This window comes from Buttiauxella sp., from assembly GCF_049686335.1.
GTDB lineage: Bacteria > Pseudomonadota > Gammaproteobacteria > Enterobacterales > Enterobacteriaceae > Buttiauxella.
In genome coordinates this window covers 109,541-134,309 of record NZ_JBAVHX010000004.1, presented here as the reverse complement: position 1 = coordinate 134,309, position 24,769 = coordinate 109,541, and the positions used below count along the sequence as shown (strand labels likewise).

At 51.8% G+C, this 24,769-nt stretch carries 24 protein-coding genes; 14 read left to right on the top strand and 10 right to left on the bottom strand.

The genetic code is table 11. The features are described from left to right. Positions 1–114: 114 nt before the first annotated feature. Both tehB and WBL83_RS00945 read left to right on the top strand, forming a co-directional pair. Positions 115–702 (top strand): tellurite resistance methyltransferase TehB, encoded by a 588-nt coding sequence (gene tehB, locus WBL83_RS00950; RefSeq protein ID WP_424587379.1) that lies wholly within the window; start codon positions 115–117, stop codon positions 700–702. Between the two features lie 296 nt (positions 703–998). After that, positions 999–1,670 (top strand): DUF3313 domain-containing protein, encoded by a 672-nt coding sequence (locus tag WBL83_RS00945; RefSeq protein WP_424587378.1) that lies wholly within the window; start codon positions 999–1,001, stop codon positions 1,668–1,670. Between the two features lie 164 nt (positions 1,671–1,834). Here WBL83_RS00945 and WBL83_RS00940 read toward each other — a convergent pair whose 3' ends face one another. After that, complete coding sequence (locus WBL83_RS00940; RefSeq protein ID WP_424587377.1) at positions 1,835–2,761, bottom strand: DMT family transporter; 927 nt, start codon at positions 2,759–2,761, stop codon at positions 1,835–1,837. Positions 2,762–2,939: 178 nt separating this feature from the next. Here WBL83_RS00940 and WBL83_RS00935 point away from each other — a divergent pair, with 178 nt between their 5' ends. Then, the gene (locus WBL83_RS00935) at positions 2,940–3,812 is read left to right on the top strand and encodes an AraC family transcriptional regulator (protein WP_424587376.1); all 873 of its coding nucleotides are present in this window, start codon (positions 2,940–2,942) and stop codon (positions 3,810–3,812) included. On the opposite strand, the gene WBL83_RS00930 is transcribed toward WBL83_RS00935, so the two are convergent. Together WBL83_RS00930 and WBL83_RS00925 are read right to left on the bottom strand one after the other, a co-directional pair. Next, complete coding sequence (locus WBL83_RS00930; RefSeq protein WP_424588009.1) at positions 3,792–4,958, bottom strand: benzoate/H(+) symporter BenE family transporter; 1,167 nt, start codon at positions 4,956–4,958, stop codon at positions 3,792–3,794. The two genes, WBL83_RS00935 and WBL83_RS00930, sit on opposite strands and share 21 nt — an antisense overlap. A gap of 35 nt (positions 4,959–4,993) precedes the next feature. Next, positions 4,994–6,949 (bottom strand): putative bifunctional diguanylate cyclase/phosphodiesterase, encoded by a 1,956-nt coding sequence (locus WBL83_RS00925; protein WP_424587375.1) that lies wholly within the window; start codon positions 6,947–6,949, stop codon positions 4,994–4,996. 283 nt (positions 6,950–7,232) lie between these two features. Here WBL83_RS00925 and WBL83_RS00920 point away from each other — a divergent pair, with 283 nt between their 5' ends. Then, on the top strand, positions 7,233–9,191 hold the full coding sequence (locus WBL83_RS00920) for a peptidase U32 family protein (protein ID WP_424587374.1): 1,959 nt from the start codon (positions 7,233–7,235) through the stop codon (positions 9,189–9,191). Positions 9,192–9,351: 160 nt separating this feature from the next. Here WBL83_RS00920 and WBL83_RS00915 read toward each other — a convergent pair whose 3' ends face one another. Beyond that, positions 9,352–10,218, bottom strand: a complete 867-nt coding sequence (locus WBL83_RS00915) for a LysR family transcriptional regulator (protein WP_424587373.1) — start codon at positions 10,216–10,218, stop codon at positions 9,352–9,354. A gap of 302 nt (positions 10,219–10,520) precedes the next feature. Here WBL83_RS00915 and WBL83_RS00910 point away from each other — a divergent pair, with 302 nt between their 5' ends. The 5 genes from WBL83_RS00910 (at position 10,521) to WBL83_RS00890 (ending at position 15,048) form a co-directional block, all read left to right on the top strand. Continuing rightward, complete coding sequence (locus WBL83_RS00910; protein ID WP_424587372.1) at positions 10,521–10,961, top strand: multidrug/biocide efflux PACE transporter; 441 nt, start codon at positions 10,521–10,523, stop codon at positions 10,959–10,961. Positions 10,962–11,124: 163 nt separating this feature from the next. After that, positions 11,125–12,564, top strand: coding sequence for a circularly permuted type 2 ATP-grasp protein (locus WBL83_RS00905; RefSeq protein ID WP_424588008.1), 1,440 nt, complete (start codon positions 11,125–11,127; stop codon positions 12,562–12,564). Further along, on the top strand, positions 12,558–13,487 hold the full coding sequence (locus WBL83_RS00900) for an alpha-E domain-containing protein (RefSeq protein ID WP_424587371.1): 930 nt from the start codon (positions 12,558–12,560) through the stop codon (positions 13,485–13,487). The genes WBL83_RS00905 and WBL83_RS00900 overlap by 7 nt, the downstream gene beginning before the upstream one ends. Then, complete coding sequence (locus WBL83_RS00895; protein WP_424587370.1) at positions 13,484–14,287, top strand: transglutaminase family protein; 804 nt, start codon at positions 13,484–13,486, stop codon at positions 14,285–14,287. Before WBL83_RS00900 ends, WBL83_RS00895 begins: the two co-directional genes overlap by 4 nt. A gap of 53 nt (positions 14,288–14,340) precedes the next feature. Beyond that, positions 14,341–15,048 carry a peptidase gene (locus WBL83_RS00890; RefSeq protein ID WP_424587369.1) on the top strand — a complete coding sequence of 236 codons (708 nt, stop codon included), beginning with the start codon at positions 14,341–14,343 and terminating at the stop codon, positions 15,046–15,048. Between the two features lie 55 nt (positions 15,049–15,103). On the opposite strand, the gene tam is transcribed toward WBL83_RS00890, so the two are convergent. Further along, positions 15,104–15,865: a trans-aconitate 2-methyltransferase gene (tam, locus tag WBL83_RS00885; protein WP_424587368.1), complete on the bottom strand. Its 762-nt coding sequence runs from the start codon at positions 15,863–15,865 to the stop codon at positions 15,104–15,106. A 101-nt stretch (positions 15,866–15,966) separates the two neighbouring features. On the opposite strand from tam, the gene WBL83_RS00880 reads away from it, so the two are divergent. Then, entirely contained in the window at positions 15,967–16,989 is a 1,023-nt protein-coding gene (locus tag WBL83_RS00880) for a DUF2157 domain-containing protein (RefSeq protein ID WP_424587367.1), read from the top strand. Positions 16,990–17,035: 46 nt separating this feature from the next. Here the strand turns inward: WBL83_RS00880 and WBL83_RS00875 are convergent, their stop codons facing one another. Beyond that, positions 17,036–17,446 carry a GFA family protein gene (locus tag WBL83_RS00875; protein WP_424587366.1) on the bottom strand — a complete coding sequence of 137 codons (411 nt, stop codon included), beginning with the start codon at positions 17,444–17,446 and terminating at the stop codon, positions 17,036–17,038. Between the two features lie 138 nt (positions 17,447–17,584). On the opposite strand from WBL83_RS00875, the gene WBL83_RS00870 reads away from it, so the two are divergent. Further along, a complete protein-coding gene (locus WBL83_RS00870; RefSeq protein WP_424587365.1) occupies positions 17,585–17,878 on the top strand; it encodes a hypothetical protein in 294 nt (97 codons plus the stop codon). A gap of 152 nt (positions 17,879–18,030) precedes the next feature. On the opposite strand, the gene WBL83_RS00865 is transcribed toward WBL83_RS00870, so the two are convergent. Both WBL83_RS00865 and ftrA read right to left on the bottom strand, forming a co-directional pair. Continuing rightward, entirely contained in the window at positions 18,031–18,357 is a 327-nt protein-coding gene (locus WBL83_RS00865) for an RcnB family protein (RefSeq protein ID WP_424588007.1), read from the bottom strand. A 120-nt stretch (positions 18,358–18,477) separates the two neighbouring features. After that, positions 18,478–19,458 carry a transcriptional regulator FtrA gene (ftrA, locus tag WBL83_RS00860; protein ID WP_424587364.1) on the bottom strand — a complete coding sequence of 327 codons (981 nt, stop codon included), beginning with the start codon at positions 19,456–19,458 and terminating at the stop codon, positions 18,478–18,480. Positions 19,459–19,586: 128 nt separating this feature from the next. Here ftrA and WBL83_RS00855 point away from each other — a divergent pair, with 128 nt between their 5' ends. Both WBL83_RS00855 and WBL83_RS00850 read left to right on the top strand, forming a co-directional pair. Next, positions 19,587–19,976, top strand: a complete 390-nt coding sequence (locus WBL83_RS00855) for a rhodanese-like domain-containing protein (protein ID WP_424587363.1) — start codon at positions 19,587–19,589, stop codon at positions 19,974–19,976. Positions 19,977–20,054: 78 nt separating this feature from the next. Further along, positions 20,055–20,558 carry a DUF1993 domain-containing protein gene (locus WBL83_RS00850; RefSeq protein WP_424587362.1) on the top strand — a complete coding sequence of 168 codons (504 nt, stop codon included), beginning with the start codon at positions 20,055–20,057 and terminating at the stop codon, positions 20,556–20,558. A gap of 16 nt (positions 20,559–20,574) precedes the next feature. On the opposite strand, the gene WBL83_RS00845 is transcribed toward WBL83_RS00850, so the two are convergent. Beyond that, positions 20,575–21,495 carry a bestrophin family protein gene (locus WBL83_RS00845; protein WP_424587361.1) on the bottom strand — a complete coding sequence of 307 codons (921 nt, stop codon included), beginning with the start codon at positions 21,493–21,495 and terminating at the stop codon, positions 20,575–20,577. Between the two features lie 240 nt (positions 21,496–21,735). Here WBL83_RS00845 and WBL83_RS00840 point away from each other — a divergent pair, with 240 nt between their 5' ends. Continuing rightward, on the top strand, positions 21,736–22,848 hold the full coding sequence (locus tag WBL83_RS00840) for a cobalamin-independent methionine synthase II family protein (RefSeq protein WP_424587360.1): 1,113 nt from the start codon (positions 21,736–21,738) through the stop codon (positions 22,846–22,848). A 268-nt stretch (positions 22,849–23,116) separates the two neighbouring features. Here the strand turns inward: WBL83_RS00840 and WBL83_RS00835 are convergent, their stop codons facing one another. Further along, positions 23,117–24,655 carry a methyl-accepting chemotaxis protein gene (locus WBL83_RS00835; RefSeq protein ID WP_424587359.1) on the bottom strand — a complete coding sequence of 513 codons (1,539 nt, stop codon included), beginning with the start codon at positions 24,653–24,655 and terminating at the stop codon, positions 23,117–23,119. Positions 24,656–24,769: the final 114 nt, after the last annotated feature.

Below are 24,769 nucleotides of genomic sequence, written 5' to 3'. Positions count from 1 at the left end.
CTCAGTGTTTTGTCTGTCGCTGCTTAAACCGTAGCAGGTAAATCCTCATGTGGAGTTCTGCTTTGCATTTGCATAAAATGCATTTCAAAAGCACTTTATAAAGGACAAATCAAAATGGCTTCTGAAAATTATTACACCGAGAAATATGGTTTAACCCGTACCCATTCTGAAGTGTTGAATGCGGTCACCCTTATCCCGCCGGGTAAAACTTTAGATCTCGGCTGCGGCAGTGGGCGCAACAGCTTGTATCTGAATCAACAAGGGTTTGATGTGACGGCCTGGGACAAAAACCAGATGAGCATCAGTAACCTGGATAAAATTATTGAGGCGGAAGGGCTGAAAAACATCATCACCGATGTGGTGGATTTGAACGCATTACAGTTTGATGGTGAATACGATTTCATTCTTTCCACCGTGGTGATGATGTTTTTAGAACGCAACACCATCCCGGGACTGATTGCTAACATGCAGCGCTGTACCAAACCAGGGGGCTACAACCTGATTGTCGCCGCCATGGATACCGACGATTTCCCCTGTACCGTCGGTTTCCCGTTTGCTTTTGCAGAAGGTGAGTTGCGCAATTATTACGCCGGTTGGGAATTAATTAAATACAACGAAGATCCCGGCGAATTACATAAAACTGACGAACAAGGCAACCGGATTAAATTGCGTTTTGCGACGATGCTGGCGCGAAAAATTTAATTTACTGGTGCTTTTAAAACCTGCCATCAGTATTTGCTGGCAGATTTTTGCCCTCTTAGTAAAGCCGCCGACTGGCCGGCCCACACCCGGGTGAGGTGTCATGTTTATTTCTTGATATTCACCGTAATTATATGAATTTGCTTATACATACTAAAAGCTTATTATTTATCTGTGAGTGGCTATATAATTTATTCTGAAAAGTTCATTTTTAAACTCATTAGCATTTTTCACTGCTTATTATTCTCCTGTTTATTGCTATAACGCGCTCGCTTACATGCAATCTACACGGAGGATTAATGAGTATTTCAATTTATTTTAAAGCGGCATGTCTTACGGGAATAATAGCGTTGGCAGGTTGTGCTTCTTCTACACCAGAACCTGAAAAATATTCGGGATTTTTAAAAGACTATTCAGGATTGCAAAAAACGGAAACGTCCACTGGCAGAACCATAATGCGGTGGGTTGATCCTGACTATAAAGGAAGCAATTACGATAGCCTCGTTTATAACCCGATAACCTATTATCCTGAACCGACGCCGAACACGCAGATTGGTAAGAAAATGTTGGATGGATTGTTGAACTACACCAACACCAAACTTAAAGGTGCTGCACAACAACGCATTCCACTGGTGGCGAAACCTGACTCTCACAGCCTGATTTTCCGTGGTGCAATCACTGCGGTAGACAGTTCCAAACAAGGCCTGCAATTCTACGAAGTGGTGCCTATCGCGCTGGTAGTCGCAGGCACGCAAGCGGCGACGGGCCACCGTACCATGAACACCAACCTCTATTTCGAGGCGGAGCTCATTGATGCGGCAACGCAGAAAACGGTGATGCGTGTCGTGCGTAAAGGCGAAGGCGAGGATTTGAGCAACGAAAATACCGAGATGACGCTGGACACTCTCAAACAGGTTGTTGATGACCTGGCAACGGATGCTTCAACGTTTGATACCTCGCAGAAATCGTGAAACTAAAGGGAGCTTAGCTCCCTTTTTTTGCGGATGACAAACCTCTTCGCAGGTCGGATAAGCGCAGCGTCATCCGACACCACTGGCGCAAAAGGTGGATGACGCTAACGCTTATCCACCCTACAAAACACCTTTATCACCCTTTGTCAGCAATCTGAGGGAGCTTAGCTCCCTTTTTTTTCTCTTCGTAGGCCGGATAAGCGCAGCGTCAGGAAGTTGAACATCCCCGGTTTTGAGAACATCACCAGATTCCCAAACAGGATCATCACCAGCCCAATAATGGCGTTGCTGTGCCAGACATAACCTTCATAAATAGTGGAAAGACTCAGCGCAACCAGCGGGAACAGCAGCGTACTGTAAGCGGCCTGGCTGGCACCGATGCGACCCACCAGAGTGAAATAAGCCCCAAAGGCAATCACCGAGCCGAAAATCGCCAGATAGAATAGTGAGCCGAGGTAGCGCAACGTGAACTCGGGCATAAACGAATCCCCACGCAGCAATGCCAGCACACCCATAATCACGGTGCCATAAAACATCGCGTAAGTATTGGTCGACAGCGTCTCCAGCCCACGGCGTTGATGGCGGGTGCTGATCATATTCCCCAGGGAAAAACCAAACGTGCCGAGCGCGCTTAATCCGATGCCCATCAGCAGTGAGGGTGCCAGTTGTGTGGCAACCAGATCGTGCCAGAACAGCGCGACAACACCAGAAATACCGAGCACCGCTGCTGGCAGTAAGTTTTTAGAAGGGCGCTGGCGGAAGAAAATCAGGCTATTAACCGCGTTAAACAGCACCGCCATGGAAAATATTACTGACTCAAGTCCGGAGCTGATATACGCCGCCGCATGATAAAAACAGACGAAATTGAAGCCGAATACACAGCCGCCTTGCAGCATACAGAACAAGTGGTCGCGCAAACTGATACGACGTAAACGCCCCAACGCGCGCAGCACGATAAGCATCACCACCGCGGCAACAGCAAAACGCCAGAAAATAGAAACGGGCACGGAGACCACACCTTGCTGCATGTAGATTGCAAGCCAGGTCGTTCCCCAAATCACCACCACAGAAATATAAAGTAATGCATTCATTTTGTTATCTCCCCAAACGGATAGCGGGAGTATCGGCGCATACGTACATGCATGCTTTCATGCCGTTGCTGAACTTGCATATTCTTGCGGTTTTTTTTTACCCGGGGAATGTGAATGGCTGGTAACAGGCTGGCGCACTACATAAACTGTCAGTTCTTAACTTTGATGGTAGTTCGCCATGACCCAGCCGTATCACGCTTTTGAAAATCTTCGCCAGCACAACGCCGTGCTGGAAGATAACGTACAGCTGGGATCGGGTATCCAGTTGTCGGCGTGGTCAAACAGCCTCGATCGCGTGACGCAATGCAGCAACCACCACACGTTAAGCATGTACGTGAATGAAGGCTATGAAACGTATCAGAAAACGTCGGCAGGCTGGAAAAATGGCGGCGGGCCTGACAGATTCTGCCTGATGCCGCAAGATGGCGAAACCACCTGGGATATCCGTAACCATTTTTCGTTTGTGCATCTGTATTGCACCGATGCGCATTTACGCAGTATCGCGGAGCAAATCTGGGACCGGAGTCCGGCGTCTATTCAGCTCGATGAGAAAATCTTCAGTGAGGATCCGCGTATTACGCAGTTGTATCGTCATTTTCTGCTCAGCAGCGACTGGCAACAACGGGCGAACCATTTAATGCTCAGCACCGCATCAACCTTATTACTGACCCACCTGGTTCAGACCTATAGCAACGTGCAATGGCGATTGCCGAATGTGCGTGGAGGGCTGGCACCGGCGGTGTTACGTAATATCCAGGCATACATTGAACAGCATCTCAGCGAACCGTTAACGCTGAGCGAACTGGCACTGGAATCCGGTTTAAGCGAGTTTCACTTTGCCAGAATGTTTAAGCAATCAACCCAGCTGGCCCCGCATCAATATGTGATGCAACGCCGAATGTTGCGCGCCGAAAACCTGGTGAAACACAGCCCGTTAACCCTGACCGATATTGCGATGGCTTGCGGATTTAGCTCAGCAAGCCATTTCAGCAATCGCTTTAAAGCCTCGTTCGGTATAACGCCTTCGCAGCTACGCGCGGCGGGAAAATGAGAACAGCGCGTAACAAACCCCGCCCGCAACCAGTCCCCAAAAAGCCGAACCGATCCCCAACAAATTAACGCCGGATGCCGTGACTAAAAAGGTCACTATCGCGGCATCGCGCTCGCGTTCATGGTTTAACGCCTGATACAAACTCCCGGCAATGGTGCTCAGTAATGCCAGTCCCGCTAGGGTATGGATGTAAGCAACCGGGAGCGTGGTGAGCAACGTGGTAATTGAGCCGCCAAAAATGCCGGCCAGCAAATAGAATACTCCCGCCGACGCGGCAGCCAGCCAGCGTTTTGCAGGATCAGGATGCGCTTGCGCTCCCTGGCAAATGGCGGCCGTGATCGCCGCAATACACACTGAAAACACCCCAAATGGTGCCAGCAACAGAGCAATGGCGGCGGTGACGACAATCAGCGGTGAGACAGGGATGTCATAACCCGAGGCTTTGAGCGTCGCAACGCCTGGCGCATTTTGTGACGCCATCGTGACGAGAAAGAACGGAATACCGATACCGAGCAAGCTGCCGGTAGAAAAGTGCGGAACAGTAAATTCGGGCATCACCATCGCAACCGGCACGTTTCCATGCTGCAACTGGCCGCCCATCACGCAGACCAGCAGGCCAACTACCATGGCGACCACAACCGCGTAACGCGGAGCCCAGACTTTAGCCAACAACCAGCCAAGTAGCATACTCGCGGTTAGTAAAAAATTACCCTGCAACGAGGTAAAGGCATCCAGGCCAAATCGCAACAGGATCCCAGCGAGCATGGCGGCGGACAATGTGGCGGGGATCAGGCGCATTAAACGGGCGAATAACCCAGTGGCACCGCACAGCAGAATCAAAAACGAAGCGAAGATAAATACGCCAACGGCTTCGTTCAGCGATTGTCCCGGCAGGCTAGTGGCGAGTAATGCGGCACCCGGTGTTGACCAGGCGGTAAGGATCGGTGCGCGATACCAAATCGTCAGCACCAGCGTACTGATACCCATGCCAATACCCAGCATCGTCAGCCAGCCCGCAATTTGCATTGGACTGGCACCCGCGGCTTCTGCCGCCTGCCAGATAATGGCAGCTGAACTGGCGTAGCCGACTAAAACGGCGACAAACCCTGTCAGTACCGTGGGTAACGGAATTGAAATCGAGCGCATCATATCTTCCTTATTGTTGACGGCAAACTATAGCATTACAAACCGTTAACAACAGACCGGATGATATTGAAATGATCCCTCAGATAAACCAACGCGTCCTGGTGCTCCATTGGGCGTGAAAAATAGTAGCCCTGCATATAGGGAATACCGCAATTTTCCAGGATCTGGCGTTGCTTCTCAGTTTCGACACCTTCTGCAATCACAATAAAATTGAGACTTTGGGACATATTCATCACCGCCTGCACAATAGACAGGCCTTTTTGTTCAATGTGCTGAATAAAGGAACGGTCAATTTTAATATAATCGATATTCATGTTCTGGATGATGGACAGACTGGAATAACCGGTGCCGAAATCATCGACGGAGAACTTCACGCCGCATTGCTGTAACTGGCTGACTTTTTGGTTAATCTGCATTTGATCGGACTGGAATATCGATTCCGTGACTTCAAGATGTAGCAAATGTCCCGGGATGGCATATTCGTCAATAACCCGGTTAACGTTATTCACAAAGCCTTTATCATAAAACTGAATCAGCGAAATATTCACGCACATACAGATTTCCGCATGAACCTCGCGCATCCTGGATAATGTTTTACAGGCCTCTTCCAGCACCCAGCTGCCGACGTCAACGATGCGACCGCTTTGTTCCATTAAAGGGATAAATTCGACCGGCGAGATTTCCTGCCCTTCATAACGCCAGCGCATTAACGCTTCAAAACTGACTATCTTGCCTGCGGCATCGACAATCGGCTGGTAGACAAGACGAAACTCCTGGCGCTCGAGGGCGAACTTTAGCGCCTCGTTGAGCATGATTTTGCGGCGTAGATTGCGTTCCAGATAGAGATTATAAAACGCCACGCGTTCCGGATATTTACCTTTTTGCGAATACATAGCGATGTCCGCCAGTTGAATCAGGCGGGTAATTGAGGTCTCGTGCTCCGGGCATATCGCAATGCCAATGGTAGCGTTGAGGGTAACGGTATGGTCACCTAAATTCATCGGCGCAGAAAGGCTGGTGGTGATTTGATGGGCGAGAGTGCTAATGGCCAGATGTTGGCTCTCTTTCACCAGCAGGATAAATTCATCGCCACCCCAGCGGCACATCAGCGTGTCTTCTGCATTGCAGCTTTTCAACCGGTCGCTGATATTAACTAATACGCTGTCGCCAATATTATGGCCGAGCGTGTCATTGATGTTTTTAAAGCCGTCCAGGTCGATAAAAAAGATTGAAAAGCCGGTGAGGTGATGTTGCTTAAAATCCTGTTCTACGCGGTCGACGGCAGCTAAAAAAGCCGTTCGATTATATAAGCGGGTCAGCGAATCTTTATCCGAGATTTCATAAACTTCTTGCGTCCTGATGCGGATGGTTTCTTCCATGCGCGAGACGAGTTTTTTGTTTCTGTAACGCAGTAAAATGGCTTCTTTAATATAATTCGCGGAACGCGCTGATGAGATAATCATTATTATCGTGAAGCAAACGCCCAGCCCGCCAAGATTAAATTTATATTGCTCAGGCTGCATCATCAGCACGATTGACATCGGCATCAGGATAATAATGTTATAAAGCGAGGCAAGCAGAAGATTCGCAGAAAGTATGCTGGTTGCGCCTCCTGCCATTGCCGCGAGTATCACGTTGGTGGTGCTCAGCTCTTCAATAGAAAATTGTTGATAGAACAAGACCGCATACAGGCTCCACAAGACCGCCGTTAATAAACATCCACAAGAGAAGCGAATCACCCAGCTTTTCTTGCTTTTGCATTCTGCATCACATTTTAACCACATCCGTGTATCAAACACTCGTACGGCGAGAACCACCGTCATCACCAGCCACCAGGCTGTTTTTGCATTGAAATTGTTTTGATTGATAAAAGTGAAGGCGAGGGTGGTAGAAGCAATAAAGGTAATCAGAATGCCTGGTAATGAGTTGTTATATAAAAGCCTCACACCTTCCGATTGATAAAGCTTTGAGTGTTCTATGTTTTTTGTCATTTGCAATCATCTTAACTGAGTCATTCAATTAGCCCCCACATAAACAGGTCTAATATGATAACACTTTGTAATTATTCTCATGGTTAGTATAAGTTATATCAATATGGAATACAGCATCTTTAGCTAACCCCGTGTTATTTAACCTTGTGTCAGAGCCAGGGAAAATACCCCATCGAGACCAGACCCTGGACACAGCTTCTGTGTGCCGCGCAGATCTTTGCTTACGTGCCTAATCTGACTACAATAGCCGCCTTTCGCCCATAACACAGAAAACACATTCACTATGCGCCTGCACGCCAATCATCTTGAACTACTCAGTCCTGCCCGTGACACCGCCATCGCCCGCGAAGCTATTTTGCATGGTGCGGATGCGGTCTACATCGGTGGGCCTGGCTTTGGCGCTCGCCATAATGCCGGTAACAGCCTGCAAGACCTGGCAGAACTGGTGCCGTTTGCTCATCGTTATGGGGCGAAGATTTTCGTCACCCTCAACACCATTTTGCATGACAACGAACTCGAACCGGCGCGCCGCATGATCCACGACCTGTATCAGGCCGGTGTCGATGCGCTGATTGTGCAGGACATGGGCGTGATGGAAATGGACCTCCCACCTATTGAAATCCACGCCAGTACTCAGTGCGACATTCGTAGCGTGGAAAAGGCGAAGTTTTTGTCGGATGTCGGTTTCTCGCAAATCGTGCTGGCGCGTGAACTGAACCTCAACCAAATTCGCGCTATCCACGAAAACGTCGACGCCACCATTGAATTCTTTATTCACGGGGCGTTGTGCGTGGCGTATTCCGGGCAGTGTAATATCTCTCACGCTCAGACAGGGCGCAGTGCGAACCGGGGTGATTGTTCCCAGGCATGCCGTTTGCCCTATACCCTTAAAGACGATCAGGGCCGCGTTGTGGCTTATGAAAAACACCTGTTGTCGATGAAAGACAATGATCAGAGCGCCAACCTGGCCGCACTGGTCGATGCGGGCGTGCGTTCCTTCAAGATTGAAGGGCGCTACAAAGATATGAGCTATGTGAAAAACATCACCTCGTATTACCGCCAGTTGCTTGATGAATTAATGGAGCAGCGCACCGATTTAGTTCGCGCGTCAGCGGGTGTGACTTCGCATTTCTTTATCCCCTCGCCGGATAAAACTTTCCACCGCGGCAGCACCGATTACTTTGTTAACGAGCGCAAAATCGATATCGGTGCCTTTGACTCACCTAAATACATCGGTCTGCCAGTGGGCGAAGTGCTGAAAGTCGGCAAAGATTTCCTCGATGTGAATGTCACCGATACCCTGACCAATGGTGATGGTCTGAACGTGCTGATTAAACGTGAAATCGTCGGTTTCCGTGCGAATACCGTGGAGAAAACCGGTAAAAATCAGTACCGCGTCTGGCCAAATGAGATGCCGGAAACGCTGAAAAACGTGCGTCCGAATCATCCGCTAAACCGGAACCTTGACCATAACTGGCAACAGGCGCTGACCAAAACCTCCAGCGAACGTCGCATTGCGGTGGATATGGAGTTAAGCGGCTGGCAGGAACAACTGGTTTTGACTGTTACCAGTGAAGACGGTGTCAGTGTCAGCAAAACCCTGGAAGGGCAGTTTGAAGTGGCGAATAACCCTGAAAAAGCTTATTCCAACCTGCGCGACAGCCTCGGGAAACTGGGGCAAACGATGTATCAGGCACGTAAAGTTGACCTGAATTTACCGGCCGCGCTGTTTATTCCTAACAGCCAGCTGAACCAGTTACGTCGTGAAGCGATTGATGAGTTGAGCGACGCGCGCTTGCAGCAATACCAACGCGGTAGCCGCAAAGCGGTGAGCGTACCGGCACCAGTCTATCCGGACGAACACCTGACGTTCCTGGCGAACGTCTACAACCACAAAGCACGCGAGTTTTATCAGCGTTACGGCGTGAAATTGATTGATGCCGCGTATGAAGCGCACGAAGAGAAGGGCGAAGTGCCGGTGATGATCACCAAGCATTGTCTGCGTTTTGCTTTTAACTTGTGCCCGAAACAGGCGAAAGGCTCAGTAAAAAGCTGGCGTGCTACGCCAATGCAATTGATTCATCAGGACGAAGTTCTGACGCTGAAGTTTGATTGCAAGCCGTGTGAAATGCACGTTATCGGGAAGATGAAGAACCATATCCTCAAAATGCCGTTACCGGGCAGCGATGTGGTGGCGTCAATCAGCCCGGATGAGTTGTTGAAGACATTGCCGCGCAAATAAACATTGTCGGATGACGCTGCGCTTATCCGACCTACGTGACTGATATGGCTTTGGTTTTTTCTGTCGGATGACGCTGTGCTTATCCGACCTACGTGGCAACGTGACTGATATGGCTAGGGTTTTGTAGGTCGGATAAGCGTAAGCGTCATCCGACATTCCCTTAAGGGATCTGCGCCCGCAACTGATCAATCATCCATCGCCCTGCATGACCCGGGGGCGTTTTATTTGACCACACAACATCCACATCAATGCGTTGCGGCCAGCCTGCAACCGGCAACTCCCGCAAAATATCGTGCCCAAATTGCTCCACCAGCCAGCGCGGCAAAATCCCCCATCCAAAACCTTGTTCCGCCATCTCCAGCAGCATCAACAACGACGGTGAAGACCACATCGGGCCACCGCTTTTATGACGTGATGGATCGGTAAAAGTACTCAGGCAAAGTTGGCGCACCGTCTGTAAATGGTCCATTTCGACGACTTCCCGTTGCGCTAACTCATGCTGCCGATGAATATAAATCCCCATTTCCGCACCGACCTGTAATCGCGCCACGGTGACATCTACCGGGTAGCGCGGCTGCACCCGCAACACGCCAACGTGCGCACGACCATTCTGAATCAGGTCGATAACGTCATCATCTTCTGCAATCAAACATTCAAACTCGATGTCAGGGAAGCGTTGAGAAAAACGCTGCAGGATGGCTTCGTGATGCGCGGTTTGCCAGACATCTGACAGCACAAAACTCAGGCGTGGCTCCACGTCTGCGGCCAGGCGTACCGAAACTTCATTTAGCCGCTCGCCAGCCGCCATGATGGATTGGACATACGGCAACACATGCTGCCCCTGGGCGGTTAACACCGGTTGACGGCTCTGGCGGTCAAACAGCGTTACGCCTAAATCGGCCTCCAGATTGGCAATCGCGCTGCTTATCGTTGACTGGCTTTTCTTAAGTTTGCGCGCAGCCGCAGAAAACGATCCGGTTTCTACCGCCTGCAAAAAGGCTTCCAGGGATTCAGGGGAGTAATTCATTATCTATCATCCTAAATAATTTGAGATGCACGAAGGCGGCAAGTGAGCGAGTCCCGATGAGCTTACACAGGTAAGTGATTATTCGGCCCATCCATGGGCCTCACCCCTTCGGGGCGCTGTAAACAGCGTTCAAATCTGCTCCCGGCAGATTTGTCGGGTGAGTAAACGTAGCCAACGCACATGCAACTCGAAGTATGACGGATGTATCGCTTTTATCGATGGCTATTGGCTTTAGTCTACCAGTATTTGCGATGATAATGCGCTGCATAGCCATATCGCTGTGAGAAAGTCTGGAGTGTGTTATGCAGTCTCAAAATAGAACATTTACCGAACGCGTGATTCATGCGGTGGGTTTCGAAGTCATCGCTATTGCGATTTGTGCGCCGCTGGCGGCGTGGATCCTGAACAAACCGTTATTCCAGATGGGGGCGCTGGCCATCATGCTTTCTACCGTCGCTATGGTATGGAACATGATTTATAACGCCGGTTTCGATAAGTTTTTCCCGGTCGGGCAAAAGCGCCGTTTGCCGCTGCGCATCGCGCACTCGCTGGGCTTTGAAGGGGGCTTTATCCTGATTGGCCTGCCGCTGGCGGCCTGGATGCTCAACATTTCATTGCTGCAGGCGTTTATGGTCGAGATTGGTTTCTTCCTGTTCTTCCTGCCGTATAGCGTGATTTATAACTGGGCGTATGACACCTTGCGTGTTCGCTGGATCCAGTGTGCGGAAGTTTCCTCAAAATAGTGCAAAAGGCGGGTGACTCTCACGGTTGCCCGCTCTATACCAGTGCAGTCGTCTGGATCTTTGCCCTTCAGATGCGCAATTCATGGCGCTTTTTGCACCAAAAACCACCTGGCATATTTCCTGCTTAATTCCTGTTAACTCCATGGCATTAAGCGAGGGAATTATGATCAATATGGACCCTGGTGCGGCCTCTTTTTTTGATGAAATGTTTGCGGTCGATGGTCACCATCGTGGCCATTACGGGAATTACTGGAACTGGTTACAACGGGCCGACAGCAGTGCTGTGATGCGCAAGAAACAGGAAGCTGCACTGCTGTTTCACCGTGTCGGGATCACTTTTAATGTCTATGGTGACGAGGATGGCGCCGAGCGGTTAATTCCGTTTGATAGCGTGCCGCGCATTATTCCTTCCGCAGAATGGGCGATGCTCGATGCCGGGATCCGCCAGCGCGTGCAGGCGCTGAACCTCTTTTTGCACGACATCTACCACGACCAACATATTCTCAAAGCCGGGGTCATTCCCGCCGAGCAGGTGCTGGCAAACGATCAATACCAACCGTGTATGCAGGGGATAAATCTTCATCGCGATATCTACGCGCATATTATTGGCGTGGATATGGTGCGCGGGGGCGACGGGCAATATTACGTGCTGGAAGATAACCTCCGCACTCCTTCCGGCGTCTCCTACATGCTGGAAAACCGCAAAATGATGATGCGGTTGTATCCGGAGTTATTTGCCCAGCAGCGCATTCGCCCCGTCGAGCGCTACCCCTCACATTTGCTGCAAACCCTGCGTGAAAGCTCGCCCGTTAACGATCCGACGGTGGTGGTGTTAACCCCCGGGCGCTTTAACAGTGCCTATTTCGAACACAGTTTCCTGGCACAACAGATGGGCGTCGAACTGGTAGAAAGCGCCGACTTGTTTGTCAAAGAGGGCGCGGTCTTCATGCGTACCACGCTTGGCCCGTGCAAAGTGGATGTGATTTATCGCCGGGTTGATGACGCGTTTCTCGACCCCCTGGCATTCCGCCCTGACTCGATGCTCGGCGTACCCGGTCTGCTGTCGGTGTACCGTGCAGGCGGCGTCGTGCTGGCGAACGCTATCGGCACAGGCGTCGCCGACGACAAATCTATCTACCCGTATGTTCCGGCGATGATCCGCTTTTATCTCTCTGAGGAACCCATTCTCAACAACGTGCCGACCTGGCAATGCCGCCATGCCGACCAGTTGAACTTTGTGCTTTCGCGCCTCGATCAAATGGTGGTGAAAGAGGTTCACGGGGCAGGCGGTTACGGCATGTTAATCGGCCCTGCGGCCAGTAAAGCGGAGCTCGAAGCGTTTCGCGCCGTGTTAAAAGCGCGTCCGCAAAACTACATTGCCCAGGACACGCTCGCGCTCTCAACCTGCCCGACCTTTGTCGAAGAAGGGCTGGCACCGCGCCATATCGATTTACGTCCGTTTGCGCTGTATGGCGCAGAAACACGCTTGATTGCAGGAGGATTAACGCGTGTGGCGCTGAAAAAAGGCTCGCTGGTGGTGAACTCGTCCCAGGGCGGTGGCACCAAAGATACCTGGGTTCTGGAGGACGACACATCATGCTAAGCCGCACCGCCAGTGAACTCTATTGGATGGCCCGTTATCTGGAACGCGCCGAAAACATCGCCCGGGTACTGGACGTGACCAACCGTTTATCCATGATGCCGTTTCGCGAAACCGGGCATCAGGATTTGCAGGTACCGCTGAATTTAACCGGCAGCGGCACGGCATACTGGGAGCATTACCAGCAGCTGACGATGCCGGGGATTTTCGACTACTTTGCCCTCGATAACCGTAACCCAAGCAGTATCTACAGCTGCTTACAATCGGCCTGGGAAAATGCTCACGCGGTGCGCGGCAGTTTGTCATCGGAAGTGTGGGAGAGTCTTAACTCCGCGTGGATTGAGATGAAGCGCCTGCGCAAAGAGGGCGTCAACAGCAGTAATGCCGATGACTTTTTCGACTGGGTCAAAGAGCGCTCGCATCTGTTTCGCGGTGCGATGTTCGGCACCATGCTACGTAACGACGCCATGTCGTTTATCCGGATTGGCACGTTACTGGAGCGTGCTGACAGTACCGCGCGTTTGCTCGGTGTGAAAAACCAGCTGCTGGATAACGACCCTGATGCGGTGCGCGAACACTATCGCATGGACACTCTGTTACGCGCCGTCAGCGCCCGGGAGGCTTATCACAGCATCTACAAACAACAACTGGTACGCGAAATGGTCGCGGATCTGCTGATTTTGCGTAGCGAAAGCCCGCGTTCTCTGCGCTCGTGCATCGAAGAAGTGGTCAACCAACTGGAGTTGATTGGCGGGCACAGTGCCAATGCACCACGCCGCCTGGCGCATGTGCTGCATGCTGAACTACGCTTTAGCACCTTAGATGACGTCATCGATTCCGGTCTGCAAAGCTGGCTGACCCGCTTTTTAAGTCAGGTGAATGCGATTTCCGAAAGCATCCAATACACCTATCTGGAGGCACAATGAGACTGACGATTGAGCACAGCACGCATTACAGCTATGACGAACTGGTCAAACACAGCACCCAATATTTGCGCCTCACGCCGCAGGAGTCACAACATCAGCACATTATTTCCTGGGAACTTGCCTTGCCGGTAGAAGCGGTGCAGACCACCGACGCCTTCGGCAATATCCTGCATGTCCTGACGCTTGACCGCCCGCATCAGTCAATCAGTATTAAAGCCACTGGCGTGGTGGAAATTGCCGAAGACCAGGTGATTGATGACGGTGCCTGCGAATCCCTTTCGCCGCTGGTGTGGTTGCGCCACACGCCATTAACCCAACCGGATAGCGCGATTCTGGCCTTTGCCGGGAATTACTGGCAGGAGACGGCACCGCTTGCGAGCCTGACCGTGATGATGGGCGAAGTGCTGGAGCGCATGCCTTATACGCCAGGCGGCACCAATGTGAAAGACAGCGCCGCGCAAGTGTTCGCCGCAGGCGTGGGCGTTTGCCAGGATCACGCCCACGTGTTTGTCGCCTGCTGCCGCAGCCTTGGCATCCCCGCACGTTATGTCAGCGGTTATCTCTACACCCCGGACAGTGCGCACGTGGCGATGCACGCCTGGGTGGAAGCGCTGGTAGAAGGGCACTGGCACAGTTTTGACATCACCAACAACACACGCAACACCTGTCACCATCTTAAACTGGCGGTGGGGTTCGACTATCTTGACGCCTGCCCGGTGCGGGGTGTGCGCATGGGCGGCGGCGATGAAGGGATGGAAACCGTGGCCGCCGTTCAGCGTATGCAAAGCGCGCAACAATAACGAAGCGATTTGACGGGCGAGCAGCCCCGTCCATTTCCAGACAGGGGATTTTTATGACTTATTGCGTCGCCATGCGGCTGGCTTGCGGGATGATTTTTGTCAGTGATTCGCGAACCAACGCAGGCGTTGACCACATTTCGACATTCAAGAAACTGCACGTTTTCCATCGTGGAGATGACCGCACGTTAATCATGCAAAGTGCGGGAAATCTGGCGACCACCCAAAGCGTCATCAACTTGCTACAGCACCGCGCGCAGGATGCCACGACGCAAAATCTCTACACCGTCTGCTCGTTGTATGACGCCGCCGTGCTGGTAGGGCAAACGCTAAAAGAGGTGATTGCCCGGGATGGGGCGGATTTTACTGCCACCTTTATTCTCGGCGGGCAGATTCGCGGCGAAGGGATGCGTCTGTTCCATATTTACGCCGAAGGCAATTTCATTGAAGCGACCGTCGACACGCCCTATTTCCAGATTGGTGAAAGCAAATATGGCAAACCGATAATCGACCGCATCGTCAGTCACGATACCGGCCTTGAACAAGCGGTGCAGTGCGCCTTGATTTCTATGGACTCGACGCTTAACTCGAATCTCTCCGTGGGCCTGCCGCTCGATGTGATGATCTACCATAGCGACAGTTTTGATGACTCGCGCCAGTACGCCATCACCGCGCAGCACGACTATTTCAGCGAGATCCGCACCTTGTGGGGCAGTTGCCTGCGATCGGTGTTCGACAAACTTCCACCGCTGCGTCTTGAATAGCGCGAGCACCATTCACCCTTTACGCCAGTTCTGACGCCAGTTCTGACGCAAGTCGCTACGCTTTCGTTTTACGCGCCACCATAAACAGGCGTGGGAACAACATCAGCACATTGCCATCGTGTTGCGGCGGGTAGGCTTGTTGTAACAGAGCGTGATACCGCGCGAGAAACGCGTGCTGCTGGATGTTATCAAGCTCCGCCAGATAGGGTCGCAAACCAGTAGAACTGAGCCAGTCGATAATCGCTCGTGCAGAGGGCATCACGTGGAAATAGGTGGTGCGCCAGATATCCACCCTGCAGCCCGCTTGCGCCAGCAAATCGTAATACTCGTGTGCGCTAAGTAAGGCTTCACGCCCTGAATCCGGATGGCCTAATTCCGCCGCCACCTGGCGCATCAGAGCATGAGTTGGCTCTTGCCAGTTATCCGGCATTTGTACCGCTAACACCCCGTTATCCGCGAGTTGGGCCACCAGATGCGGGAACAGTTGCGCATGGTCGCCTGACCACTGCAATGAGGCATTAGCGTAAATCACATCTTGCTTCACCGCAGGTTGCCAGTGGGCGACATCCGCGTTCTCAAACTGGCAATCAGGCAAAGCCGTGCGTGCTTTTTCGAGCATTGCCGGGGAGTTATCTACGCCCGTTACCGTCGCCTCGGGGAAGGCTTTACGCAACAGCGCCGTGCTGTTGCCCGGACCGCAACCTAAATCAGAGACCTGTTGTGCGCCGGGATATTGGATGCGTGCGGCTAATTCAGCGGCGGGGCGGGTGCGTTCGGCTTCAAACTGTAAATAGAGAGCAGGGTTCCAGTCTTGCATCGGTTTTTCCTCGGCTAAAATTCACTAATCAGAATGTGTCATCTCTTAGATTACGACAAGATGTTGTAACCTGAAGCCTGGATTCAGGTAAGGAAAACCGTATGAAAGTCACACGCAAACAGGAAAAGATCGTCCAGCGCACGCTGGAAGGTTGGCGTCAGGAAGGGGTGATTGATGCCGACGAACAACAGCGGCTACAACAAAACCTTTCGGTGCAACTTTTTGACTGGCAACGGATGAGCCGCTACGCCTTCTGGATTGCGCTGGCCTGCGTGATTATCGCCATCGGCAGTCTTGTCGCCGATGAAGTTCTGTTGTCGCTGCTGTTTAATTTCGGCTACGCCACCCGCGCCATAATTCTGGCTATTATTGCCGCCGCTTGTTACTTCTGGGGTTTCCGTCGCCAAAAACGCACACCGGAAAAACGCTACAGCAATGAAGCGATTGTGTTCCTCGGCGTGTTATTCACCGCGCTGTGTTTATCGCAAGTCGGCATGGCGCTGGATAACGGCAGCGGAAATGTCGCTCCGCTGTTCTTACTGGGCTGCGCGACCTATGGCGCAATCGGCTATCTGGCGCGCTCCGGGTTGATCTGGCTATTTTGCCTGCTGGCCCTGGGCAGCTTCTTCGGTACGTCCACGGGTTATGCTTCCGGATGGGGAGCATACTGGCTCGGGATGAGTTACCCGATTCGCTTTGTGTTATTCGGGGCGGTGCTGCTTGCGGGCTGTTATCTGCTGAAAACGCGCTTACAGCAGCGCAATTTATTCAACGTCAGCAAAGCGATGGGGCTGCTGTATCTGTTTATCGCGCTGTGGATTTTGTCGATCTTCGGCAATTACGATATCGATATCTGGCAGGGAGTGCGCCAGATTGAGCTGCTGCACTGGTCACTGTTGTTTGCACTGGCGGCGCTGGCGTGCATCTGGATAAGCCTGAAAACCGACGACGGTATGCTGCGCGGTTTCGGTTTAACCTTCCTCGGTATCAACCTCTACACGCGTTATTTCGAACTGTTCTGGGACAGCACCAACAAAGTGATTTTCTTCCTGTTGCTTGCCATCTCGCTGGCGCTGGTCGGGCGCTATGCGGAGAAGATTTGGCGGCTGGGGGAAGGGCGTTAATCTTTCTGAGGATACCAACCGGTATCCTCAATGCCAGAGCATGAATTCATTTTATCGCCGTATACGTCAAATACCCCGCCACGCCGCCACCGCCGTCATTTGGATGGTGCGCTCCTTCCGATACCGGAATTTTTGGGAAATCAAAAGGCGAAACACCTTCAATACAGGCGACGTTAACGCCGTATTGTTCCGGGTTGGAGCGACGCTGGTGGAAGGTGTAAATCCCGCATACCGAACAGAAAAAATGCACCGCTTCACCGGTATTAAAGCGGTATTCAGTCAGTTTATCTTTGCCCCTGATAATCTCGATTCCCGATAGCGGTGCCGAGACCGCAACCGCGCCGCGCATACGGCAAAATGAGCAGTTACAGCGGCGAATAGTATTAAATCCATCGCTGAGTTCCACGGTAAATGCGACAGCACCACAGTGACATTGAGCAGCCATTTTCTGGTTCATACTAACCTCAGTTTGAGTTTTGCTACCCGACAAGCTTAGTGGGTTATGACCGCTTGTCATCACACTGAGACTGTCTTTTCGTCTCATCTTTTGCGAGGATAGCGCCAAATTTCAAGCGTAAAGCAAAAGGGTAACAAAATGGCTAAGCATCCTACGGGCAAGCATCTGCGTGCGCCCATCGTATTCAACGACAAAAATGTGTTGGTTTATGTGGTGCGCGGTTCAAAAATTGAAGATATGCCAGCGGACGAAGACGAAGATTATCCAGGCGATATGCAGATGTTGATGCCGCAGTTGTCAAAAGAGTTTGATACAGAATTAAACGAAACGCTGGAAGAGTGCGGCTCGGGTGATGTGATTGTGTTTATGTGCACCACGGATATGATTTTTGAGTACGGCTACACGAAAATTAAAGCGATGCGTGTCGCATAAATTAGCCGTTTTTTGATATGAAAACCCCGGTCGTTAACCGGGGGAAAACCTCTTCCCAGGTCGGATAAGCGAAAGCGTCATCCGACAAAACCGGTGGATGGCGCTTATCCAACCTACAACTAACCATCTGTGGTTAACCGGGGTTTGTTCTGTTAGTGCTGATAAAAAATCTCGCCTCTCATCGCACGTAAAATCTTCCCTTCCGCATCGCTAATCAACACGTAGTTCCCGCCCATGTACGTCCAGTGGCTACCGGCTTCCGGTGCTGGCAGGTGTCGGATTTTCCAGGCATCAATCTGATAGGGCTTGGTACGGTACAAGTCCGGCACGATGTCGCCAATTTTGAATGGCTGGTAATCAGCATGGAACTCGGTGATTTCATAAGAGTTTTGTGCAGCAGGTGCTGCCGGTGCTGCCGGTGCAACGGCTGGCGCAGGGTCGGCGACCGGAGCTTCAGCTGCCTGAGCGGTAAACGCCATTGGCAAAGAACCGGCCATCAGGGCCGCGGAAAAAAACAAGACATTCAATTTACGCATATCTACTCCAGATAAATTCATATGCTCAACTTTCAAATAATGCCGTTATCTCTATCACGTTGTTTAGCGTGAAGTAATCATTTTTTCGTTACCTGAAGTAAAAGTCTTCCGGTACGCCGCAGGTGTGGTGGAAAGCTTAGCGCGGAAATGGTGGCGTAAAGTGGCGGCGCTGCCAAACCCGACGCGTTCGGCAATTTCGTCGATAGACAGCGTGCTGCTTTCCAGTAAATCACGGCAGCGAGTCAGGCGCATATTCAGCAACCAGCGCGAGGGCGTGGTGCCGGTTGTGGCGGCAAAACGGCGTAAAAAGGTTCTCGGGCTCATGCCGGTAAAAGTCGCCAGCGACTCAACGGTGTGCTCGTCGGCAAGATGGTTTTGCAGATAATCAAACAGCGGGCTAAGACGCTGGCTTTCATAGGCGACGGGCATCGGTTGCTCGATAAACTGCGCCTGCCCACCGACGCGATGCGGCGGCACCACCAGCCTGCGCGCCACGCTGTTGGCGGCAAACTGGCCGTAATCACGCCGCACCAGATGCAGACTTAAATCAATCCCTGCCGCACTGCCTGCGGAGGTCAGCACCGAACCGTTATCGATATACAACACATCCGGCATCACTTCGATTTGCGGATAGCGCTGTTGCAGTTTTTCGGTATAACGCCAGTGGGTTGAGGCCTGCAATCCATCAAGTAAACCTGCGGCTGCCAGCACAAACACGCCGGAGCAAATCGACATCACTCGCGCTCCGCGCGCATGTGCCTTGCGTAATGCTTTGCACAATGCTTCGGGAACCGGTTCATCGGCACCGCGCCAGCCGGGCACAACAATCGTTCCGGCTTGTTCCAGTAGAGACAAATCGCCGTCTACCGCCAGACGGATCCCGCCCATGGCTCTCAGCTCGCCAGCTTCGATTCCCGCTACCGCAAAGCGATACCAGTTTTCGCCCATTTCCGGGCGCGGCAAACCAAATACTTCCACCACCACGCCAAATTCAAAGGTGCACAGACCGTCATAGGCCAGGGCGACAACAAGAGGGTTTTGCATGAGTATCCCGAACGATTGTCATAATCTTCACGTTATCTGTCATTTATGCCACACGTCAATACCTCTCCCGCACTCTATAGTGATGGCACACCCCCCACACGATTGTTGAACCTTCATGAGGAATCACTATGAGTTATGTCACTGATTTTCCCGCTGCAAGTCCTGAAATCGCCGCCGCTCACTTCTTCCAGCGCCTGTGCCTTGAGACAGACTGTGATGATGTTCATAGTGCGTATAAAGAACAGGATGTGGACTTTGTGCTGCTGCATGTCGTGGGAACCCCTGAAGCGTTCGCCCGTCGCCATATACCAGGTGCTACCCATTTGCGGCATCGCGATATGACAGCAGAGCGCATGGCCGAGTGGCCAGCCGACACGTTGTTTGTGGTGTATTGCGCAGGGCCGCATTGCAACGGAGCCGACCGCGCAGCGTTAAAACTGGCGCGTTTAGGGCGTCCGGTGAAAATCATGATTGGAGGGATGACCGGTTGGGCAGATGAAGGATTTAGCTTCGCCTGAGGCTGAAATTCGCTATCCGCAAAGCGCTAAGTAAGTGTAATCTTGCCGTCACTTTTGTCATGTTTAAAGGAAGTAACAATGTCGATTTACAGCGAAACCAATGCGCAGTTCATCCATGGTTTGACCAATTTGTCAGCAATCCTTGAGAAAGCTGCCACCTGGGCGAAAGAGAACGGCAAAACAGAAGAGAGCCTGCTGACGGCGGCGCTGGCAGCAGATATGTATCCGCTGGTGCGTCAGGTACAAATCTCTACCGATATGGCAAAACGAGCCGTTGCCCGCCTGGCTGATATTGAAGCGCCAGTGATGGAAGATACTGAAACGACGATTGCCCAGTTGCAGGCGCGTATCCAGGCGACCATCGCGTTTATGCAAGGGATTAGCGATGCACAACTGGATGGCGACGATGAACGCCCAATCGTCGTGATGGCTCGCGAGCACGAACTGCGTTTCACCGCGCGCAGCTACGTGTATAAATTTGCCACCCCGAACTTCTACTTCCACTTCACCACCGCATACGACATTTTGCGCCAGGCGGGCGTGCCGTTAGGCAAGCGTGATTTCGTGGGTGCTATTTTCTAATGAAATCAGCGCCCGACTAACTCAGCCGATAATGGCGATTCGGGCGCAACCTTTCCGGTACTTCTTCATTCCCATCCATATCGTGTAAATCGCGCTCAATGGTGTTGCAGATGGCGTCCAGCGGCAGGTCGTTGTCTTCCGTGCCAAACGGTTCTTCGAGTTCTTCTGCGAGGGTGTCGAGCGAAATAAAGGTATAGGAAATGAATACCGACAAGAATGGCGTCATGTAGTGCAGATCCGTCACCAGTGCGAACGGCAGCATGATACAAAACAGATACACCGTACGATGCAGAATCAGTGTGTAAGCGAAGGGGATTGGCGTACCAGCGATGCGCTCACAGCCGCCAGCAACCGCCGAAAGATCATTAAGATGATGATTCAGGCTGCTCCACACCACGTCAGAAATCAGGCCCTGCTTGCGTTTGTCAGCTAACCAGTCACCCATCAACAGCAAAATACGATTACAAGGCGCGTGGCTTTGGGTGACCCATTGTAAGTCATCCTCGGACAGGTATTTTTTCAGCGTTTCGTCTACCGGGCGCTTGCGCAATGTCAGGCGTAGCGCATGGCTAAAGGCAATCTGCAGATTTACAAAAGTCGTGATATGCACTTCATTGCTGCTGCCGAACAGGCTTTTTGTCTCACGCAATAACGAGCGCTGAGTAATGGCCAGTTGTCCCCAAAGCGTTCGGGCCTCGTTAAAGCGGGCATAACAGACGCTATTTCTGAAACCGAGGAAAATCGCTATCGCCACGCCAAGAATACTGAATGGCGCGATGGTGAGTTTTATGCCGAGCGTTTCATACCACGGCAGAAAGAAAATCACGCTAATTGACAGCGCAACATTCAACAGCAGGCGTGAATAGATTTTTTGTAGAACGGAACCATGCCAGACAAAAAGGCGGAATAACCAGTGTTGCTGCGGACGAACAATCATAATCAGGAGGCTCAAAAACAGGACGTCATATTTAACGGCAAACTGTGATGCAGATCAACTTACTCTTCACATCGTCTTAACAACATGAATTATTTTCAACACCCATGAAAGAACTTCGTTTGCCCACTTGTCCGGTATCTGCCATTCTCCGCTACACAAGATAGCCATCCAGATGGCTGAAATTCAAATAATGAATTATCACCTGACTAAATTAGTTAGCCGGGTTAGCGGAGAAATCACATGCCACAGTCATCGCCACATCACGCGCCATTCCGTGCCGACATCGTCGGTAGCTTTTTACGCCCGGCCACCATCAAAAATGCCCGTCTGGCCTTTGCCGCAGGTGAGATTGACGCCATCCAACTGCGTAAAGTGGAGGATGAGGCGATTCGCGCATCGGTTGAACAGCAATGCGCATGCGGCCTGCATGTGGTGACTGATGGCGAGTTCCGTCGTGCCTGGTGGCATTTTGACTTTTTTGATGGCCTGCAAGGTGTGGAACGTTACGAGTCAGAGCAGGGCATTCAGTTCAACGGCGTGCAAACTAAAGCGCACAGCGTGCGTGTTGTGGGCAAGCTGGGTTTTGGCTCGCATCCGATGCTGGAAGATTTCCGCTATCTGAAAAGCATCAGCGGCAACGCGGTGCCGAAAATGACCATTCCAAGCCCGAGCGTGTTGCACTTCCGTGGCGGTCGTAACGCTATCGACAGCACGGTCTATCCTGATTTAAAAGAGTATTTCGACGATCTGGCCACCACCTGGCGTGATGCGATTCAGGCGTTTTATGCAGCAGGCTGCCGCTATCTGCAACTGGATGACACCGTATGGGCTTATTTATGTTCCGACGCTCAGCGTAAAGAGATCCGCGAACGTGGCGATGATCCGGACCAACTGGCACAGATTTATGCACAAGTGCTGAATAAAGCGCTGGAAGGAAAACCGGATGATTTGAAAATCGGCCTGCATGTGTGTCGTGGCAATTTCCGCTCAACATGGATTTCAGAAGGCGGATATGAGCCGGTAGCCGAAGTGCTGTTTGGCACGGTGAACGTCGATGCTTTCTTCCTCGAATATGACAACGACCGTTCAGGTGATTTTGCACCACTGCGTTTTGTGCGTCCGGGTCATCAGCAGGTGGTTCTGGGGCTTATCACCACCAAAAATGGCGAGCTGGAAAACCCGCAGTTGATACAGGAACGTATTAACGAAGCGGCGAAATTCGTCGATATCAACCAGATTTGTTTGAGCCCGCAGTGCGGTTTTGCGTCAACAGAAGAGGGCAATAGCCTGACGCCGGAACAGCAGTGGGACAAAGTGCGCCTGGTGACGGAGCTTGCCGCAAAAGTGTGGTAATTAGCATTGTCGGATGACGCTGCGCTTATCCGACCTACGTTGGGCTTTAATGTTGGGTTTTGTCGGATGACGCTGCGCTTATCCGACCTGCGTTGGGTTTGAATGTTGGATTGTGTCGGATGACGCTGCGCTTATCCGACCTACGTTGGGCTTTAATGTTGGGTTTTGTCGGATGATCCGACCTGTGATTCCGCATTGTCGAATGGTGCGACGTATTAGGTTTGGTAGGGTGGATAAGCGCAGCGTCATCCACCACTATCACCGATGTTTAAGCCAGCTTAAACACCGCCACCGTTTCATTAAGCGCCTGTGACTGCTCTTTAAGCGACATCGCCGCTGCGGAAGCTTGCTCCACCAACGCGGCGTTCTGCTGTGTCACCACATCCATCTGCACCACGGCCTGGTTGATTTGCTCGATGCCACGGCTCTGTTCACCGGTCGACACCGCAATCTCTTCCATCAAACCGGTCACTTGTTTAATCGCATTGGAAATTCGCTGCATGCTTTCACCGGCGCGATTCACCAGATTGCTGCCGATATTGACCTGCTCGCCCGACAACTCAATCAACTCTTTAATCTCTTTGGCAGCCACCGACGAACGTTGCGCCAGATTGCGGACTTCGCTTGCGACCACGGCAAATCCACGCCCTTGTTCGCCGGCGCGTGCCGCTTCGACCGCCGCATTCAACGCCAGAATATTGGTCTGGAAAGCGATGTCTTCAATGATGCTAATGATATTGTCGATTTTGCTGGAACTGGATTCAATATTACGCATTGAATCAATCACATCACTGACAATTTCATTACCGTCATTGGCCGCAACTAACATGCCGCTCGCCAGTTTATTCGCCTGATGCGAGTGGTCAGAAGTCAGTTTCACGGTGACCGTCAGCTGTTCCATGCTGGCTGCGGTTTGACCCAGCGACGATGCCTGCTCTTCGGTACGCGCAGACAGGTCGGTATTGCCTGCGGCGATCTCCTCAGAAGCGTAAGCCACGGTCTGGCTCGACTCGCGAACCTGGCCGATAATGCTCGCCAGAGAAACACGCATTTGCTCAAGCTCTCGCATCATCGCGCCAATTTCATCTTTGGCAGTGGCGATAATCGGCGTATGCAGCAGGCCGTTGGCGATTTCCGTGCAATGGGATTTCGCTTTATCCAGCTCGTTAAGCACGCGTTTTTTCAGCAGCCAGTAAACCGCGCCAAGAATGACGGCGAAGATCAGGGCAAAAATGGCGATGCTTATCAGGCTTTGGTTGAAACTGTCCTGGGCATCCTCGTTCAGTTGCTGGGCGTGTTGCTGACGGAACGCCAGCAGTTTATCCAGCGCAATTTCAAACTGCCGATCAAGTTCTGGCAAAGTGGTGGTCACAAGTGTACGAGCCCGCGTGGCATCGTTGGCTTTGACCGCATCCAGCAAGGGTTGCAAACCTTGTTCACGATAGTTCACAAAGGCGCTCTGATAGGCATCCGTCAGCACCTGTTCACCCGGCTGTTTCGGTGCTTCCAGATATGCCTGAAACGCAGAATTAGCCTTGCCCAACACCGCTTGCGCACCGTCCAGTGCCAGCTGACCTTGATCGCTAAATCCTTGCTCATGTTCTTCTAACGCTTCCATGGCGCGAACACGCATGGTACGGCTATGGTTAATCGGGTCGATGACCGATAAAACCACGTGGATCTCGCGGTTAACGTTATCCAGAGATTGATTGCTACGAGTTAAAGACCAGATGTTGGATGCGGTGCTAACAAGGAAAATAATCAGCAATGTGCTGAAAACAAGAATCGAAAAACGCCTGACTGACATGCAATACCCTTATGTTGAAAAATGATCTGACTCGTTTCAGCCAGTACCTAAGGGTTATCGGCAAGTAGCGCGGGATATTTAGCCACAGAAATAATCACATCAAAAAATAGTCAT

Excerpts from the sequence above, each read along its gene's own strand:
- tehB (WP_424587379.1), top strand. The coding sequence starts at position 115 with ATGGCTTCTGAAAATTATTACACCGAGAAATATGGTTTAACCCGTACC.
- WBL83_RS00945 (WP_424587378.1), top strand. The coding sequence starts at position 999 with ATGAGTATTTCAATTTATTTTAAAGCGGCATGTCTTACGGGAATAATA.
- WBL83_RS00940 (WP_424587377.1), bottom strand. The coding sequence starts at position 2,761 with ATGAATGCATTACTTTATATTTCTGTGGTGGTGATTTGGGGAACGACC.
- WBL83_RS00935 (WP_424587376.1), top strand. The coding sequence starts at position 2,940 with ATGACCCAGCCGTATCACGCTTTTGAAAATCTTCGCCAGCACAACGCC.
- WBL83_RS00930 (WP_424588009.1), bottom strand. The coding sequence starts at position 4,958 with ATGCGCTCGATTTCAATTCCGTTACCCACGGTACTGACAGGGTTTGTC.
- WBL83_RS00925 (WP_424587375.1), bottom strand. The coding sequence starts at position 6,949 with ATGACAAAAAACATAGAACACTCAAAGCTTTATCAATCGGAAGGTGTG.
- WBL83_RS00920 (WP_424587374.1), top strand. The coding sequence starts at position 7,233 with ATGCGCCTGCACGCCAATCATCTTGAACTACTCAGTCCTGCCCGTGAC.
- WBL83_RS00915 (WP_424587373.1), bottom strand. The coding sequence starts at position 10,218 with ATGAATTACTCCCCTGAATCCCTGGAAGCCTTTTTGCAGGCGGTAGAA.
- WBL83_RS00910 (WP_424587372.1), top strand. The coding sequence starts at position 10,521 with ATGCAGTCTCAAAATAGAACATTTACCGAACGCGTGATTCATGCGGTG.
- WBL83_RS00905 (WP_424588008.1), top strand. The coding sequence starts at position 11,125 with ATGATCAATATGGACCCTGGTGCGGCCTCTTTTTTTGATGAAATGTTT.
- WBL83_RS00900 (WP_424587371.1), top strand. The coding sequence starts at position 12,558 with ATGCTAAGCCGCACCGCCAGTGAACTCTATTGGATGGCCCGTTATCTG.
- WBL83_RS00895 (WP_424587370.1), top strand. The coding sequence starts at position 13,484 with ATGAGACTGACGATTGAGCACAGCACGCATTACAGCTATGACGAACTG.
- WBL83_RS00890 (WP_424587369.1), top strand. The coding sequence starts at position 14,341 with ATGACTTATTGCGTCGCCATGCGGCTGGCTTGCGGGATGATTTTTGTC.
- tam (WP_424587368.1), bottom strand. The coding sequence starts at position 15,865 with ATGCAAGACTGGAACCCTGCTCTCTATTTACAGTTTGAAGCCGAACGC.
- WBL83_RS00880 (WP_424587367.1), top strand. The coding sequence starts at position 15,967 with ATGAAAGTCACACGCAAACAGGAAAAGATCGTCCAGCGCACGCTGGAA.
- WBL83_RS00875 (WP_424587366.1), bottom strand. The coding sequence starts at position 17,446 with ATGAACCAGAAAATGGCTGCTCAATGTCACTGTGGTGCTGTCGCATTT.
- WBL83_RS00870 (WP_424587365.1), top strand. The coding sequence starts at position 17,585 with ATGGCTAAGCATCCTACGGGCAAGCATCTGCGTGCGCCCATCGTATTC.
- WBL83_RS00865 (WP_424588007.1), bottom strand. The coding sequence starts at position 18,357 with ATGGCGTTTACCGCTCAGGCAGCTGAAGCTCCGGTCGCCGACCCTGCG.
- ftrA (WP_424587364.1), bottom strand. The coding sequence starts at position 19,458 with ATGCAAAACCCTCTTGTTGTCGCCCTGGCCTATGACGGTCTGTGCACC.
- WBL83_RS00855 (WP_424587363.1), top strand. The coding sequence starts at position 19,587 with ATGAGTTATGTCACTGATTTTCCCGCTGCAAGTCCTGAAATCGCCGCC.
- WBL83_RS00850 (WP_424587362.1), top strand. The coding sequence starts at position 20,055 with ATGTCGATTTACAGCGAAACCAATGCGCAGTTCATCCATGGTTTGACC.
- WBL83_RS00845 (WP_424587361.1), bottom strand. The coding sequence starts at position 21,495 with ATGATTGTTCGTCCGCAGCAACACTGGTTATTCCGCCTTTTTGTCTGG.
- WBL83_RS00840 (WP_424587360.1), top strand. The coding sequence starts at position 21,736 with ATGCCACAGTCATCGCCACATCACGCGCCATTCCGTGCCGACATCGTC.
- WBL83_RS00835 (WP_424587359.1), bottom strand. The coding sequence starts at position 24,655 with ATGTCAGTCAGGCGTTTTTCGATTCTTGTTTTCAGCACATTGCTGATT.